The sequence below is a fragment of the Mesorhizobium sp. M0500 genome (genome assembly GCF_040321165.1).
Classification (GTDB): domain Bacteria; phylum Pseudomonadota; class Alphaproteobacteria; order Rhizobiales; family Rhizobiaceae; genus Mesorhizobium.
The window spans coordinates 84589-100658 of the sequence record NZ_JAMYRB010000008.1; the positions used below are offsets into that span (position 1 = coordinate 84589).

At 61.4% G+C, this 16070-nt stretch carries 17 protein-coding genes and 1 pseudogene; 7 read left to right on the plus strand and 11 right to left on the minus strand.

Features of this window, described 5'->3' with window-relative positions; translation table 11 throughout:
- Positions 1-4: 4 nt before the first annotated feature.
- Positions 5-1117, minus strand: coding sequence for an endonuclease/exonuclease/phosphatase family protein (locus NKI70_RS16950; protein WP_352636667.1), 1113 nt, complete (start codon positions 1115-1117; stop codon positions 5-7).
- On the opposite strand from NKI70_RS16950, the gene NKI70_RS16955 reads away from it, so the two are divergent.
- From NKI70_RS16955 to NKI70_RS16965, 3 genes are all read left to right on the plus strand, one after another.
- Positions 1116-1253 carry a hypothetical protein gene (locus tag NKI70_RS16955; RefSeq protein ID WP_352570411.1) on the plus strand — a complete coding sequence of 46 codons (138 nt, stop codon included), beginning with the start codon at positions 1116-1118 and terminating at the stop codon, positions 1251-1253. The two genes, NKI70_RS16950 and NKI70_RS16955, sit on opposite strands and share 2 nt — an antisense overlap.
- A gap of 51 nt (positions 1254-1304) precedes the next feature.
- Positions 1305-1889: a BA14K family protein gene (locus tag NKI70_RS16960; RefSeq protein ID WP_352570412.1), complete on the plus strand. Its 585-nt coding sequence runs from the start codon at positions 1305-1307 to the stop codon at positions 1887-1889.
- A 176-nt stretch (positions 1890-2065) separates the two neighbouring features.
- Complete coding sequence (locus NKI70_RS16965) at positions 2066-2350, plus strand: PilZ domain-containing protein (RefSeq protein ID WP_352570507.1); 285 nt, start codon at positions 2066-2068, stop codon at positions 2348-2350.
- Between the two features lie 10 nt (positions 2351-2360).
- Here the strand turns inward: NKI70_RS16965 and NKI70_RS16970 are convergent, their stop codons facing one another.
- The 5 genes from NKI70_RS16970 to NKI70_RS16990 form a co-directional block, all read right to left on the minus strand.
- The gene (locus NKI70_RS16970) at positions 2361-2984 is read right to left on the minus strand and encodes a hypothetical protein (protein WP_352570413.1); all 624 of its coding nucleotides are present in this window, start codon (positions 2982-2984) and stop codon (positions 2361-2363) included.
- The gene (locus tag NKI70_RS16975; protein ID WP_023676659.1) at positions 2977-3498 is read right to left on the minus strand and encodes a hypothetical protein; all 522 of its coding nucleotides are present in this window, start codon (positions 3496-3498) and stop codon (positions 2977-2979) included. Before NKI70_RS16975 ends, NKI70_RS16970 begins: the two co-directional genes overlap by 8 nt.
- Before the next feature lie 501 nt (positions 3499-3999).
- Complete coding sequence (locus tag NKI70_RS16980; protein WP_352570414.1) at positions 4000-4977, minus strand: DUF3592 domain-containing protein; 978 nt, start codon at positions 4975-4977, stop codon at positions 4000-4002.
- Positions 4978-5234: 257 nt separating this feature from the next.
- A complete protein-coding gene (ilvC, locus tag NKI70_RS16985; protein WP_023676662.1) occupies positions 5235-6254 on the minus strand; it encodes a ketol-acid reductoisomerase in 1020 nt (339 codons plus the stop codon).
- Positions 6255-6379: 125 nt separating this feature from the next.
- The gene (locus NKI70_RS16990) at positions 6380-7030 is read right to left on the minus strand and encodes a TetR/AcrR family transcriptional regulator (protein WP_502897780.1); all 651 of its coding nucleotides are present in this window, start codon (positions 7028-7030) and stop codon (positions 6380-6382) included.
- Positions 7031-7195: 165 nt separating this feature from the next.
- Here NKI70_RS16990 and NKI70_RS16995 point away from each other — a divergent pair, with 165 nt between their 5' ends.
- Positions 7196-7624 (plus strand): anthrone oxygenase family protein, encoded by a 429-nt coding sequence (locus NKI70_RS16995; protein ID WP_023676664.1) that lies wholly within the window; start codon positions 7196-7198, stop codon positions 7622-7624.
- Positions 7625-7661: 37 nt separating this feature from the next.
- On the opposite strand, the gene NKI70_RS17000 is transcribed toward NKI70_RS16995, so the two are convergent.
- Entirely contained in the window at positions 7662-8114 is a 453-nt protein-coding gene (locus NKI70_RS17000; RefSeq protein ID WP_023676665.1) for a MarR family winged helix-turn-helix transcriptional regulator, read from the minus strand.
- Positions 8115-8214: 100 nt separating this feature from the next.
- Between NKI70_RS17000 and NKI70_RS17005 the strand changes: the two genes are divergently transcribed.
- Positions 8215-8520, plus strand: coding sequence for a Rieske (2Fe-2S) protein (locus NKI70_RS17005; protein ID WP_352570416.1), 306 nt, complete (start codon positions 8215-8217; stop codon positions 8518-8520).
- Position 8521: 1 nt separating this feature from the next.
- Positions 8522-9247: a glutathione S-transferase family protein gene (locus NKI70_RS17010; protein WP_352699327.1), complete on the plus strand. Its 726-nt coding sequence runs from the start codon at positions 8522-8524 to the stop codon at positions 9245-9247.
- Here the strand turns inward: NKI70_RS17010 and NKI70_RS17015 are convergent.
- A pseudogene (locus NKI70_RS17015) lies at positions 9195-10423 on the minus strand (FAD-dependent oxidoreductase). The gene NKI70_RS17010 and the pseudogene NKI70_RS17015 overlap by 53 nt on opposite strands.
- A gap of 74 nt (positions 10424-10497) precedes the next feature.
- On the minus strand, positions 10498-10908 hold the full coding sequence (locus NKI70_RS17020; protein ID WP_352450047.1) for a winged helix-turn-helix transcriptional regulator: 411 nt from the start codon (positions 10906-10908) through the stop codon (positions 10498-10500).
- Between the two features lie 136 nt (positions 10909-11044).
- Between NKI70_RS17020 and NKI70_RS17025 the strand changes: the two genes are divergently transcribed.
- The gene (locus NKI70_RS17025) at positions 11045-11935 is read left to right on the plus strand and encodes an SDR family oxidoreductase (protein ID WP_084641112.1); all 891 of its coding nucleotides are present in this window, start codon (positions 11045-11047) and stop codon (positions 11933-11935) included.
- Positions 11936-11976: 41 nt separating this feature from the next.
- Here NKI70_RS17025 and NKI70_RS17030 read toward each other — a convergent pair whose 3' ends face one another.
- Positions 11977-13896, minus strand: coding sequence for a potassium transporter Kup (locus tag NKI70_RS17030; RefSeq protein WP_352699325.1), 1920 nt, complete (start codon positions 13894-13896; stop codon positions 11977-11979).
- A gap of 158 nt (positions 13897-14054) precedes the next feature.
- The gene (locus NKI70_RS17035; protein WP_352456499.1) at positions 14055-15974 is read right to left on the minus strand and encodes a potassium transporter Kup; all 1920 of its coding nucleotides are present in this window, start codon (positions 15972-15974) and stop codon (positions 14055-14057) included.
- Positions 15975-16070: the final 96 nt, after the last annotated feature.

Below are 16070 nucleotides of genomic sequence, written 5' to 3' on the forward strand. Positions count from 1 at the left end.
TGTCTCACACCATGTCGAGGGCAATTGCTACCGGGCAATGGTCGGATGCCTTCGGCCGGTCCCACCCGGCGCGTGGGAAGCGCTCGACCTCCTGGCCCGCCGGAAATATGGTGCGCCAAGGCTGGCCGTTGCGGATGATATCGGGAACCGCGGTGGCGTTCTGCCTGGCCAGCGCGCTCGACAAAAGGATGTAGTCGAGCTGGCAGAGATGCCGCTCTTCCGGTCCGCGCGTGTGATAGAAAGTCCAGCGGTCCATTTCCGGCCGCCGCTCGACCGCGTTTTCGCAAAAACCGCCGGCAGTGAGCACATCGATGCAGGACCGGCTCTCGTCGATGACCTCGAAACGGTAGCCGTCGACGGCATCGCCGGTAATCTTCACGCGCTGCCGGTAGTCGTTCATATCGCCGCAGATTGCCCAGCGCTTGTCGGCGGCATGGTCCTTGCCGAAGCGCTCCTCGATGATCCGGCGCACCGCTTGCGCCTCGGCGATGCGCAGCGGCATTGTCGCCTCGCGGCCGTCGAGGCCGTTACGGGGCGAGCCCATCGACTTGAAATGAACGAGGTAGAGCGTCAACGGCGCGCCAGCCACCGTCAGATCGATTTCCAGGCAGTCGCGCCGGAAGATGCGCTCATTGGCCTGATACCCAAGCGCTGCCAATTCCGGCGTGTGCAGGCCGAATTGCTCGAACGTGACATAGGCGTAGCTGGTCATGCGCACGAATTCGATCGGCTGGCCCTGCGCGGTCTCGTTGCGCATCATCACGGCGACGTCGATGCCGCGCGAATCATTGCCGGCGGTGGTGTATTTCTGCCGGTAGCCTTGCCCCACCATCTTGAACAAATAGCCATATTCGAAGGCCCTCAGCGCCTCGATATTGTCGACCTCCTGCATGCAGATGATGTCGGCGCGGGTGGCCGCGATCGCCAGCGCCGTCAACTGCCGCGTGTCGTCGGACTGCGCGATGGCCCGCGCCTGCTCGAGCATCTTGTATTCGGCCTCGCTCTGGATGTCGAAAAGCGCCAGCGTGCGATCTTCGTTGAGCTGATTGCGGTATCCGGAATAATCAAACCTGTTCATCAGGTTTTCGACGTTGAAGGTGGCAAGGCGCAGCGACATGGCTTTGACCTTTGCCCGCAAGCGCGCCCGAAAACAAGGGCGCAGAAATCAGGCGGCTCTGATTGATCGCGCGCTCGTTATGGTTGACGGAACCTTTTTGTTCATCTTCCGTTCAGATGGAAAGTTCCATCAATAGGCCCTTCCCCGGGGTATTCTGGGCGTGGGGCCTGAATCTTCGGAGAGTGCGATGAAACCGCTCTTTTTATCTTCCGCCAGATCCGGGCTGATGGCCCTCGGTCTGATCGCCGGCCTCTCGGCCCCGTCGCTTGCCGGGCCGATGCCCAAACCTCTGCTGCCGGTGGCGGGCAATGCCGCCGACATCGTGCAAATTCGTGAAGATTGGGCAGGCGGCAATGACAGGCAGATCTGGCGTTGGCGCAATCACGGCGTTCGGCAATGGCGCGGCGACGATGGTTGGAGATGGCGGTCCAACAATTTCCGCGGCCGTCATTTCTCGAGACACTGGGACAATGGCGGCTGGAATGACAACTGGCGTTGGCGCCATCACCGCCGCCATTACCGCGGCGGTTATTACGATGATGGTGCCGGCGCCGCGATTCTTGGGCTGGGCCTGGGGTTTGGCCTCGGCAGCCTATACAACAATTACAACTACTACGATGCGCCCGCACCGCGGCGCTACTACCGGACACAGCGGCTTTCCAGCGCGCATGTCCAATGGTGCTACAATCGCTACCGGTCGTACCGCGCCTGGGACAACACGTTCCAGCCCTATAACGGGCCGCGCCAGCAATGCTACTCGCCCTATAGCTGAGCAGGCCGGTAATAATATCGTCTGGCGCCGCGCGTTGCGGCGCCGATTTTTTCTTACGGCCAGCAACCGCGAAAAATCGCCAGCCTCCACTGGTGATAACGTTATTTTTATCAGGCAGGTCTAATAATCCTCCCGATCAGAACGCCCGAGACGCGAAGATGGCTGGATTGCGTGCGATGGCCGAGGACGAACAGAGGGACAAACACCGGCAGCGCGTCTTGAAGGGCGCGGCGATCCTGACCGGCATGACCAACTCCGAGGTCACATGCACACTGCGCAACATGCATGCGGGCGGTGCCGAATTAAAGGTCTCGATCGACGCGCGCGTGCCCGATGAGTTCCTGCTCTATGTTCCGACCGACGGCATTGCCTACAAGGCGGTGGTTCGCTGGCGCCGCGAGGACCGAATTGGGGTGATGTTCACCGGCACCGAACCAAAGCCCAGCTGGCACTACGGCTGAGATCCCGGCGCTATCCGGGTGGCAGGACTCGCAGTGTCTGCTCGTCAAACAGCGGCTCATCCTGGCCGACGCGAACGAATAGAAGCTTTCGCAGTTCGGGTGATTGCACCTCGAAATACTGAATGCCGTCCGGGGCTTCGCCCCATTCGCCGCAAGGCGGTTCGCCGACCTCGTCAGGGTCGGCAACGGCTTTCAATTCACTGAGATAAACGGCATCGGGACTGAAGACATACCGCAGGGTGCGCGTGGGCGCGACCCCTTCGGTGTAAGGCATGAGCACGCAACGTGTGCTGATGGCTTTCTCGGTCTTCTGCGTAAAAATGCGCTGCAACGCAGCGTCAGCGGCCTCGCCCGGCAGCATATCGAAGACTTCGACGACGGGATCGGCCGGCCCGCCGTCGCTGTATTTGATGGCAAGAGCATTGCCGCCAAGCTCGAAATGAATCCGGCGAAAACCGAAATCGCAGCGCTGCACCCAGGCAGCCAGCCCGACATCCTTGTCCGCCAGCCGTTCCCAAGCGCATTTGTCGACAGGCGGACGCGACGGCTTGCTTTGGTCGGCACGAGCGCCGGTTGCCATGGCCATAAGGACCGGCAGGGCGAAGATGCAGGCCGGCAGTCTCTTGCTATTCATCGCTACAACCCGTCAAGCTAAAGGCGTCCCAGGCTGAACCATCGGGATTGGCTTTGGCGAAATCGGGCCATTCGGTAAAAATCGCGCCGAAGTCAGGCAACAGCAACCCTGCCGGCGCCGGCGAGGCTTCGCGGGAACTCAACTGCTCGGCACCGCCTGCATTGAACGCATAGACCTGCCCATCCCACACTCTGCACAGCCCGGTGCCGTCCTCGAGACCAGCCTCACGATCGTCGTCGGTGCAGGTGTGCCGGATCGTGCCCACAGGAAACGAGTACTTGCCATTGGTCCAGGTAATGTCCGACGGCAGACGAATGTCGGTGTTGGGCACGATCAACGAAAAGACCTCGGTCGTCAGCGCGGCCGGCTCGTTGTTGGTTGGCCGGAACTGTATCGTCGCTCCCGAACGCGGCTCGCGATAGGTCGCATGGCTGAGCGAACATTCTGTTGCGTTCGCTGCTTGCAACAGGCTCAGCATGCTCAGAAAAATAGCTGCTGCTTTGTGGATGATCATTTAAGTCCCTTGGAGCAGCATCATTGTGAAGTCTGAGCACCGATGCTTTAGCATGGCCCAAGGCCACGTCGAAAAGAAGAAACGATGATGCGAAATCTCTTGATGCTCATTTCGATCTTAACATTTTCGTGCGGCAGCGCCTTTGCCGCGGAACAGTATGTGGGCATATGGTCCGGGAACAGATCGAACTGTACCGCCGTTGCGGATGTTCAACGCCAGACTGTCTACACATTATACCGCGACGCGCTGTCGGTCCCTGCTCTCGGCTGCGAACACGCAACGTTCCTCAAGACGCCCACGGGCTGGGTGGCGCGGGCCAGCCAATGTTACGGATCCGACCCGTCGGCCGAAGAGCCGTTCTCCCGTGTCATCCATATTGTGGTCGACGGGGCGACGTTGAGACTGACATGGCCGGGCTTCGACAGCGGAGTTCTTGTCAGGTGCTGACGACAAGTGTCCTCTTTCTCTGGATCTACAGCGTCTAGGACGGCAGCTTCAGCATTAGATCACCCCGACAAGCAGCGCGGCTCCGCCTATCAAGCCAACGGCGCAGACCCACAGGAGCCAAAGCCCGCTCACCCTGCATTCGAGAACCGCTGCAACTGGGTTGTCGGGGTCGTAGTGGACCTCGACCTTGTCGCCCTGGAGGTAGCGCTGCGATCGACCGCTGACGAGGCTCGGCAGCGAAGCCGTCACGTTTGCGCCGAAAGCGATGCGATCGGCGGCGTAGCGCTGGCCGGCGACGCTATAGCTGTAGACGATGCGGGATTTGAAGACTGTTCGCCAGGGCCGATAGCCGCCTCCGGACCTGTCGCGGGTCTCGAATTTCTGCAGGCCCGAGGCGTCGATGCGTCCTGCCGTGATCGGCCATTTGGCCGCCTGTTCCGCAAGTGACTTCTGGGCAAAGCCCATGCGCAGGACAAATAATCCCATGAAAAGCAGCAGGGCAGCGGCGCCGAGGTTCTGCGGCCTGGGCAAAAACGGCCGGATCGCTTCGAGGACGCCGCCGACGGAGAAGACCAATACAAGCGCGCCGACCACCAGCCCGGCCGAAAGCTGGACCATGAACTTGAAGGAGCCGTCGGGCATGGTGCGTTCGATCACGGCCTTGGCTGGATCGGCCGGATTGTAGAAGACGGTTACGCCGGCCCCGTTTGGAAATTTCGCAAGGGTTTCCGCCACGGCAAAGTTTCCAAGGTTCTCCTGCACGCTGTAGTGCGAACTGCGAAATGTCTTGCCGTTCACCTTGTATTCGAAGGTGATTGCCGGGAAGTTGCGGATTTCGGTCGACCCTCTGCTGTCCGAACCGGATCCCGAACTGGTCACCTCGCGAGCCTCGACCCGCGACGAGATGATCTTTCCCGGCGTCGGAGACCAGCGGCTGACCGCCCTCACCTCCCACCACTTCAGCAAGGTGATGAGGGACAGCATGCCGGCAACCGCGCAGGCAAACCCGACCAACAGAAATTTGAGTTCCAACTCTCACCCCCTTGGCACTTTTGTGCCATGCCCCGCACAGGCATATCACGGTGATGAGGATAGTGCGCCTGTCCAGAAGCCTAGAAACCACACAATCTTGATGCGAAAAGGCCGGCGGATCGCTCCGCCGGCCTTTCTTGATCGGCAATGAAATTGCGATCAGTTCTTGGCCTTGTCGACCAGCTTGTTCATGGAAATTCCCACGCGCCCGCAGGGCGAAGCCCGAGGACGGGTAACGAAACGAACGTGGATTTCCTTCAGTTCTTGGCCTTATCAACCAGCTTGTTCTTCGAGATCCACGGCATCATCGCGCGCAGCTTGGCGCCGACTTCCTCGATCTGGTGGCTGTCGTTGTTGCGGCGGATGCCCTTGAAGCGCGACATGCCGGCGCGGTATTCCTGCATCCATTCCGAGGTGAACTTGCCGGTCTGGATATCCTTCAGCACGCGCTTCATCTCGGCCTTGGTCTCGGCAGTGATGATGCGCGGGCCCGAGACATATTCGCCCCATTCGGCGGTGTTCGAGATCGAGTAATTCATGTTGGCGATGCCGCCTTCATAGATCAGGTCGACGATCAATTTGACCTCGTGCAGGCACTCGAAATAGGCCATTTCCGGCGCGTAGCCGGCTTCCACCAGTGTCTCGAAGCCGGCGCGGATCAATTCGACCAGGCCGCCGCACAGCACCACCTGCTCGCCGAACAGGTCGGTCTCGCACTCCTCGCGGAAATTGGTCTCGATAATGCCCGAGCGGCCGCCGCCAACGCCGCAGGCGTAGGAGAGCGCCAGGTCGAGCGCATTGCCCGAAGCGTCCTGGTTGACCGCGACCAGGCACGGCACGCCACCGCCCTTCTGGTATTCGCCGCGCACCGTATGGCCAGGCCCCTTCGGCGCGATCATCACGACGTCGACCGAAGCTTTAGGCTCGATCAGGCCAAAATGCACGTTGAGGCCGTGGGCGAAGGCGATTGCCGCGCCATCGCGGATGTTTGGCGCGATCTCGGATTTGTAGATGTCGGCCTGCAGCTCATCCGGCGTCGCCATCATCATCAGGTCGGCCCATTTGGCGGCATCGGCTACGCTCATCACCTTGAGCCCGTCGGCCTCGACCTTCTTGGCGGTCGCCGAGCCGGCCTTGAGGCCGATGGCGATGTCCTTGACGCCGGAATCCTTGAGGTTGAGCGCATGCGCCCTGCCCTGGCTGCCATAGCCGATGATAGCGACCTTCTTGCCCTTGATCAGGTTGAGATCGGCGTCGCGATCGTAATAGACACGCATTTTTCTTCCTTCCCGTTTTGAACCAGAGCATGATGCCGAAAAGTGTGAAGCGGTTTTCGGACGACATCATGCTCCATCTTTTAGTGTAGAGCCGGTTTCAGATTTCAGGTCGATTTGACCTGAAATCATCCGGCTCTATGGGCCCTGCGGCCCGGTTTTTGCCCGAAAAGAGCGAGAAACTGCTGCGTCGCCCGGACGGCATCGCCGCCGATCGCCACATCAGTCAATTCCAGCCGGTCGCCAAGCAGCAAGCGGATCTGCACGTCACGGGCGACCAGCCCGAAAAAGGTGCGGAACGCCGTCTCCGCGTCCGAAAATTCAAGGAACCCGGCCTGTCTCCCGGCCTCCAGCACCGGCTTGAGGCGCTTGGCCAGCGCAAATCGACCGTTCTCCAGCACGATGGCGCCGAGATCGTCCTTCCCCGAACTAGCATGGCCGACCGCCACCCTGTTCAGCGCGATCGAGGTGTCGCTCGAAATTACCTTGAGCCAGTCCGAAGCGAAGCGTTCGAGGCTCGCCGTCAGCGAAGGGAGGTCGAGCCCCTTGCGGTCGACCGGCACTACCCGCACCTTGGACGCCTGCCATTGTACCGTTGCCGTCAACAGCCCGTCGCGATCGCCGAACCATTTGTAGAGCGTCTCCTTCGAGCAGCTCGCCCGCCGCGCCACGGCGGTCATGGTCAACTGATCGCCCTCTTCGACCAGCAGGCGAAGGGCGGCGTCGAGCACGTCCTTCTGCCGCTCCGTCAGCGCCTCGCTGGTGTCGATGTCGGTCACAGCGTGCAACACAGTTTTTCCTCCGGAGGCAAACTCACCCGCAGTTCAGATACGAGCTCGATGGCGTACCGTACGTTACGGTTCGGCTTTATGGCGTATTGCCCGACCCGACGCAACCCTTTATTTCTGTTTGCTCCATGCGGGGCATCACGGGAGACACGGATCATGCTCGCCGGATTGCTTGCCTTGACCGTTGCCGCAGTGTTCGCCGGCGCGGCTATCTACGTCAGCGTCGCCGAGCAGCCGGCGCGGCTTCGCCTCGATGACAAGGCATTGCTGCAGGAATGGCAGCCTTCCTACAAGCGCGGCGCCGCCATGCAGGCCTCGATCGCCGTCATCGCCTGTATTCTGGGCCTCGTCGCCTGGTGGCTGACCGGCAATCTCGCTTATCTGGTCGGTGCCTTGCTGATCATCCTGCCTTGGCCATGGACGCTGCTGGTGATGATGCCGGCAAATAGGTTGCTGGAGGCGATGGACGCGAACTCCGTCAATCCTGAAGCTCGGACATTGATCGCCAAATGGGGCAATCTGCATCTGGTCCGCGTCGGGCTTGGCGTTCTGGCGACGTTGGCATTCCTCTTGGGCAGTGCCTGACCTCGCCAATCGGTGCCATCTTCGTCATGAAGGCGTGTCACTCCAGGGCAGGCGGATCTCGCAGGCGCCCAAGCAGAGCTGACAGCGCGTCGAGCTCATCATTGGAAAGCCGGGAGCCGACCAACTCCGCGATCGACCGGCCGTAGACAGCCCACATGCGGCGGCGCGTCTCGCGTCCCTTGTCTGTGACGCGGACTGTTTGCCCGCGGCCGTCATCGGCAACTGGAAGCTTCTCGACCTGCCCGTCGGCTTCGAGCCGCGCCAGCAGCCGGGAGATGTTGTACTGCGCAAACAGGGTGCGCTCGGTGAGTTGGAACGGCCGCAATCCGCCCTCGCCCGCCTCGGCAAGCTCATGCAGGACGTCGTACCAGGCAAGCGGCGGCAGGCCACTGTCCTTCAGCGCGTCCTCGGCTCGTTCCAACAACTGGCGCGAAACCCGCATCAGGCGGGCCCAGGCCTTGATGGCTGGAGGTGAAGGAATCCCGGTCATGATTGCATCGTAGGTGATAGATGCAATTGCATCAAGCTTGACGATCGATGCAAATGCATCTATATAGATGCAATCGCATCAATCATGAGAGGCAATTCCGATGAAGCATGAAATCTGCAAGATCGCCGACATTCCGGAAACAGGCAGCCTGATCGCTCCGTTCTTCGGCCGCGAGGTCCATGTCTACCGCAGCGGCGAGCGTATCCGCGCCGCCGCCAACGTCTGCCTGCATTTCGGTGGCCCGCTCGACTGCAAGGACGGCAAGCTCGTCTGCCAGTGGCACGGCGCCTCGTTCGACATGGCGAACGGTGATCGCCTCGAAGGCCCGGCGCGGAAGGGCTCCCGCCTGATGTTTCTCTCCACCCGCGTCGAGGACGGTGCCTTGAACTATGTCTGGGGGGAGTGAGATGACCGACAAGCTCACTCTCGTCAGCCATCATCTTTGCCCCTATGTGCAGCGCGCGGCGATTTCACTTCGCGAAAAGGGCGTGCCGTTCGAACGCATCACGGTCGATCTCGCCAACAAGCCTGCCTGGTTCAAGGCGATATCACCGCTCGGCAAGGTGCCGCTGCTCCGCGTTGAGCATGACGGCCAGGAAACGGTGATCTTCGAATCGCTCGTCATCCTCGAATTCCTCGAGGAAACCCAGCCCAATCCGCTGCATCCCACCGACCCCTATGCCCGTGCCCGGCATCGCGCCTGGATCGAGTTCGGCTCAGCAATCCTCAATGCCATCGGCCGCTTCTATTCAGCACTCACCGAAGCCGCCTTCATCGCCGAACGCGGGGCTCTGGCAGCAATGTTCGATCGCCTGGAAGTGGAACTGGCGAACGGCGCGGCTGGACCATGGTTCGACCGCGAGCGTTTTTCACTGGTCGACGCGGTCTACGGGCCGATCTTCCGCTATTTCGACATCTTCGACCGGATCGGCGATTTCGGCATCCTGGACCGAAAGCCATTTGTCTCGGCCTGGCGCAAGGCATTGCACGAACGCCCATCCGTGAAGGACGCGGTCGCTCCCGATTATCCGCAACGCCTCCACGCATTCTTGCAGGCTAAGGGTTCGCACCTTTCGGAAATCATCCGCCAAAACGATCCGGCCACAGCGCTTCCGCAAGCCCGATCGGCTTGAATGGATTGAGCACCGTTCCTGTAACCATGGAAGCAAGAAACTCCGGCGCCGGCGGGACTTTTGCCAGCGTCGCCACCAGCCTGTCGCGGACGAACGGCATCACAATCGAATCCGATTGATAAAACGGCGTCAGCACCAGCGACAGCGCCTGGAAGACCCGCACATGCCATCGCCGCGCCCGAACGTAAGCTTCCAGCGCAGTATCGATACGGGCCGTTCCTATGAGTGCGTAGTTGAGCGCGGCTGCATCGAGCAGCGCCATGTTCGCGCCCTGGCCGAGCTGCGGGCTTGTCGAATGGGCCGCGTCGCCGATAACGGCCAATCGCCGTCCGGCTGGCGTCTTCATCGTGTGATGGCCATAGCGCGCCAGCGAGAGCTGCTCGAAACTGTCGATCTGGTCGATGAAGGCCGCGCATTCAGGCCACAGCCCGGCCAATCTCGCCTTCCATGCATCGAGACCTGCCGCCCATACGCACTCGGCATCCGCCGGCTTCAGGCTCCAGAAGAATGCCGCCATCTTCCCGGCACCGGGCTCAGGCCGGCCGATCGGCAGCACGCCGATCATCACGCTCGCTTTGTCGTAGCGCTGCAGCAGGGCGTGCTCGTCGAAACCCTCGCCGCGCCAGCCGAGCGATGCCCATAGGCGAGCGATCGCGGTTCGCCCGGATTGGTTACGCACCGCCGCAGTTTGGAGCGCGAACCGCTGGCATCCACTACCAGGTCGAACGACCCTATCCGTCGTCCGTTGCCGCAGATCAATGTTGCCCGTTCGCCGGTTTCCAGCGTCTCGAGCTCGATACCTGTCTCGATGGTGATCGCCTGGCGCCGGGCGGCGCGGAAAAGCACGCCGAACAGAGCCGCGCGGTGCACCGCCAGCCCGAAGCGACCGCCGCGCTGGGCATCATAACGGACATCGAGCACGGTGCGGCCAGTTCTGGCGTCTGCACCATGCAGGCGGTCTATGCGGCTGCCCAGCGCCAGAATGTCGTCGAGCAGGCCGAGATCGGCAAGCACCGTCAGCCCGGTCGGCTGCAGGATCAGCCCGGACCCGACCGGCTTTGGCTGGTCGAAGCGCTCGAAGATGGTGACCCTATGTTCGGCGCGCGTGAGATAGAGCGCGGCGGCACGTCCAGCCGGCCCGGCGCCGGCAATCGCGATGTCCAGAGAATTGCCCATCTGCCCGACCCAACCCAGGCCGGACAATCCTTCAGCGCTGTCGCTAAATCAAGCCGCTGTCTCGGCCTTGAGGCTCAGCCCTCGGCAGCATCGAAAATCTTCCGCGCCTCGCGTACAGCGCCGTGATTGAGCTCGGCCCATTGGATCAGCTGATGCAAGGGTCCAAACATCGAGCGCCCGAGATCGGTGAGGCTGTATTCGACGCTCGGCGGTTTGGTCGGAAACACCTGGCGATGCACATAGCCGTCGCGCTGCAGATCGTGCAGCGTCTGGGTGAGCATGCGCTGTGAAATATCGGGCACCAGCCGCCGCAATTCGCCGAAGCGGTACGGCTTCTCGGCCAAGGCCTCCATCAGCAGTGAACTCCATTTATTGCTTATGCCCTGGATCACGTCGCGAACCGGGCAATCCGCAAGGTTTCCGCCACCGCTGCCTGCTTTGTATATCTCGAGCTTCGATCTCAGATTGACGATCTTGCCGTCCATGGCTGGTTCCCTGGATGTGCCTACCTCCCGCAAAACTGCCTTCTTTACGAGGATGGGTCAATTCCTATTTTAGTGCTGGTCTCTTTTTGAGACTAACATATGCACCCGCCGCTCCGGCGCAACGTCAGGACATCTCATGACCGACACCCTTCTCGTCACCGGCGCCTCCGGCCAGCTTGGCCGCGGCGTCATCAATCATCTGCTTGACACGCTCAAGGTCTCCCCTCAGCGCATCATCGCCGCCACCCGCAATCCGGAAAATCTGGCCGATCTGGCAGCCCGAGGCGTCACCATCCGGGCAGTCGACTTCGACGACACCGCGTCGTTGGCCAGTGCATTCACCGGCGCCGACAGGGTTCTGATCATTTCGACAAACGAGCTCGCCGTTCCGGGCAAGCGCCTGAAGCAACATGAGGCCGCGGTCGCCGCCGCAAAAAGCGCCGGCGTTTCGCATCTGCTCTACACGTCGATGCCCAATCCGGAGCCAGGATCGCCGGTACTGTTTGCGCCCGATCACCACGGCACCGAGCAGGCGATCAAGGCGAGCGGTATCCCCTACACCATCTTCCGCAACGGCTGGTATCAGGAGAACCTGTTCATGGCGCTGCCGCACGCCATCGCCTCGGGGCACTGGTACACATCCGCTGGAGACGGCCACATTGCCCATGGCGCGCGCGACGATATGGCAGCCGCGATCGCCGCCGGCCTTGCTTCGAGCGCAACCGAAAGCACGACATACACGCTGACCGGCCCCAAGGCCCACACGATGGCCGAGATTGCAGCCCTCGTCACCGAGGTCACCGGCAAGCCGATCGAAGTTATCCAGCTTTCGGATGAAGCGCTGACCGAGGGATTGAAGGCAGCCGGCGTTCCCGAAGCTTTTGCGCCTGTCATCGTTTCCTTCGACACCAACACCCGCTCCGGCCGGATCGGCATGGTGACCGACGCGGTCGAGACGCTGTCCGGCAGGAAGCCACAGCCGCTGAAGCAATTTCTTGAAGCAAACAAGGCGGCTCTGGTGAGCTGAGCCTCACAATGGCCGTGCCCTCAAAGGGCACGGCCATTTGTTCAGATAGCCACCTGCGTCCCGATCTCGACCACCCGTCCGGTCGGGATCTGGAAATATTCCGTCGCATCGGCCGCCGTGCGCGCCAGCCCGATGAACAGCTTGTCCTGCCAGACCGGCATGCCGGAATTGGGCGAGGCCTTGAGAGAGCGCCGCGACAGGAAGAAGGACGTCGTCATGATGTCGAACTTCCAGCCCTGTTTGCGGCAGATCGCCAGCGCACGCGGGATGTTGGGCTGCTCCATGTAGCCGAAGGTCAGCGTCACCCGCATGAACAGCTCGTTGACCATTTCCATCTTGACGCGCTCGCTGTCGGGCACAACCGGCTGCGGTGCCGTCACCACCGAAAGGATGACGTTCTGCTCGTGCAGCACCTTGTAATGCTTCAGGCTGTGCATCAGCGCGGTCGGCGCGCTCAGCGGGTCGCTGGTCAGGAACACCGCGGTGCCCGACACCAGATGCGGTTTCTTCTTCAGCAGATTGCCGGCGAGGAAATCGAGCGGGACCTCGTTCCTTCGAGTTTTTTCGAACAGGTATCTGGTGCCTCTTATCCAGGTCCACATGGTCATGACAATCACTGCGGCCACCGCCAGCGAGGACCAGCCGCCTTCGAACACCTTGACAATGTTGGCGGCAAAGAAACCGGTATCGACGGAGGCGAACAACGCCGTCAAGGCCACTGCAACGCCGAGCGGCCATTTCCAGATGCGGGTCATGACGACAAAAAGCAGTATGTTGGTCACCAGCATATTGCCGGTCACTGAAATGCCGTAGGCCGAGGCAAGCCTGCTGGATTCGCCGAAGCCGACCACCAGCAACATCACCACCAGCGCCAGCATCAGGTTGATGCGCGGCAGATAGATCTGGCCCGACTGTTTTTCCGACGTATGCTGGATAACGAAACGCGGCAGCATATTGAGCTGCACCGCCTGTCTGGTCAGCGAAAAAGCGCCGGAGATCACCGCCTGGCTGGCGATGACGGTCGCCGCCGTCGCCAGCACGACCATGGGAATAAGCGTCCAGCCCTGGTTCATCTCGAAGAATGGATGACCGACAACGCCGCCATTTGCCAGCACGAAGGCGCCTTGCCCGACATAGTTGAGCAACAGACAAGGGAACACGATTGCCAGCCAGGCGAGTACGATCGGCTTGCGGCCGAAATGGCCGAGATCGGCATAGAGCGCCTCGGCGCCGGTGACGGCGAGGAAGACCGCACCAACCGTGACGAAGGCGACATCGGGCGAGTTGACCAGGAACGACACGATGTAATGCGGGCTGATCGCCAGCAGGATTTCCGGATCGGCGATGATGTGGTTAATGCCGGAAAGGCCGATGGCCAGGAACCACAGCGCCGTGACGGGCCCGAACACCAAACCTACGCCGCCGGTGCCGAATCGCTGTACCGCAAACAGGATCGCCAGGATGGCCAGTGTCAGCGGCACCACATAGGGCTGGAATGTCGGCGTGACGACATTCATACCTTCGACCGCCGATAGCACCGAGATCGCCGGCGTAATGACTGCGTCGCCGAAAAAAAGCGCCGCGCCGACGATGCCGATGCCGAGGATCACCGCCGAGCGCGTCGGGAAACTGTTGCGCGCCAGCGCCATCAGCGACAGCACCCCGCCCTCGCCTCGATTGTCGGCGCGGAGCACGAACATGATGTATTTGATGGTGACGGTGATCGTCAGCGACCAGATGATCAGCGACAACACGCCGAGGATGTCGCCACGGTTGGCGACGTTGCCACCGGCCGATGCATGCAACGCCTCGCGAAATGCATAGATCGGGCTGGTACCGATATCGCCGTAAACCACGCCGAGCGCGCCCAGCATCAGCACCTTGGTGCTGTGCTGCTCGACCTCAGAATGGCTGGATTGTTCGACAGGTTCTGCCTCGTTACCAGCATTGGTAAGGGCCATGGACGACACTCCGGTAAGCGGGCGGTGCTCTACGCTTGCTGCGCTGCAATATCAAGTGCCGTCACGTAATGGCTCCGTCCCGATATTGCGAGTCCTCCACGACTTGGCAGACTCAGTCCGATCGGCAGACCACCTGGAATGTCGCAACGGACACATTTTTAAATAGCCACCTGCGTCCCGATCTCGACTACCCGTCCGGTCGGGATCTGGAAATACTCCGTCGCATCGGCCGCCGTGCGCGCCAGCCCGATGAACAGCTTGTCCTGCCAGACCGGCATGCCGGAATTGGGCGAGGCCTTGAGAGAGCGCCGCGACAGGAAGAACGATGTCGTCATGATGTCGAACTTCCAGCCTTGCTTGCGGCAGATCGCCAGCGCGCGCGGAATGTTGGGCTGCTCCATATAGCCGAAGGTCAGCGTCACCCGCATGAACAGCTCGTTGATTTGCTCCATCTTGACGCGCTCGCTGTCGGGCACGACAGGCTGCGGTGCCGTCACCACCGAAAGGATGACGTTCTGCTCGTGCAGCACCTTGTAATGCTTCAGGCTGTGCATCAGCGCGGTCGGCGCACTCAGCGGGTCGCTGGTCAGGAACACCGCGGTGCCCGACACCAGATGCGGCTTCTTCTTCAGCAGATTGCCGGCGAGGAAATCGAGCGGGACCTCGTTCCTTCGAGTTTTTTCGAACAGGTATCTGGTGCCTCTTATCCAGGTCCACATGGTCATGACAATCACTGCGGCCACCGCCAGCGAGGACCAGCCGCCTTCGAACACCTTGACAATGTTGGCGGCAAAGAAACCGGTATCGACGGAGGCGAACAACGCCGTCAAGGCCACTGCAACGCCGAGCGGCCATTTCCAGATGCGGGTCATGACGACAAAAAGCAGTATGTTGGTCACCAGCATGTTGCCGGTCACTGAAATGCCGTAGGCCGAGGCAAGCCTGCTGGATTCGCCGAAGCCGACCACCAGCAGCATCACCACCAGCGCCAGCAGCATGTTGACGCGTGGCAGGTAGATCTGGCCGGACTGTTTCTCCGACGTATGCTGGATCTCGAAACGCGGCAGCATGTTGAGCTGCACCGCTTGCCTGGTCAGCGAGAAAGCGCCGGAGATCACCGCCTGGCTGGCGATCACGGTCGCGGCGGTCGCCAGCACGACCATGGGAATGAGCGTCCAGCCTTCGTTCATCTCGAAAAAGGGATGACCGACAACGCCGCCATTTGCCAGCACGAAGGCCCCCTGCCCGACATAGTTGAGCAGCAAGCAAGGGAATACGATCGCCAGCCAGGCGAGTACAATGGGCTTGCGCCCGAAATGGCCGAGATCGGCATAGAGCGCCTCGGCGCCGGTAACGGCGAGAAAGACCGCGCCAACCGTGACGAAGGCGACGTCAGGCGAGTTGACCAAGAACGAAACGATGTAATGTGGGCTGATTGCCAGCAGGATTTCCGGGTCGTCGATGATATGGTTGAGGCCGGACAGTCCGATGGCCAGGAACCACACCGCGGTGACGGGCCCGAACACCAGTCCGACGCCGCCCGTGCCGAATCGCTGCACCGCGAACAGCATCGCCAGGATGACCAGCGTCAGCGGCACCACATAGGGCTGGAACGCCGGCGTGACGACGTTCATGCCTTCGACCGCCGATAGCACCGAAATTGCCGGCGTGATGACTGCGTCACCGAAAAAAAGCGCCGAGCCGACGATGCCTATGCCGAGGATCACCGCCGACCGCTTCGGGAAGCTGCCGCGTGCCAATGCCATCAACGACAGCGTGCCACCCTCGCCCCGGTTGTCGGCGCGCAGCACGAACATGATGTATTTGACGGTGACAGTGATGGTCAGCGCCCAGATGATCAGCGACAGCACCCCGAGGATGTCGCCGCGGTTGGCGACATTGCCGCCAGCCGAAGCATGCAACGCCTCACGGAACGCATAGATCGGGCTGGTGCCGATGTCGCCATAGACCACGCCGAGCGCGCCGAGCATCAGGATCTTGGTGCTGTGCTGCTCGGCCTTGGAGTGGCTGGATTGTTCGATGGGTTCCGCCTCGCTACCAGCGTTGGCAAGGGCCATGGACGACACTCCCATAGACGTGCGGCGCTCTATGCTGCGGGGATGGAAAGGACGCGCTGCCGTGCCGGGAACGCACGGCCTATCGGCTCGCCTTTC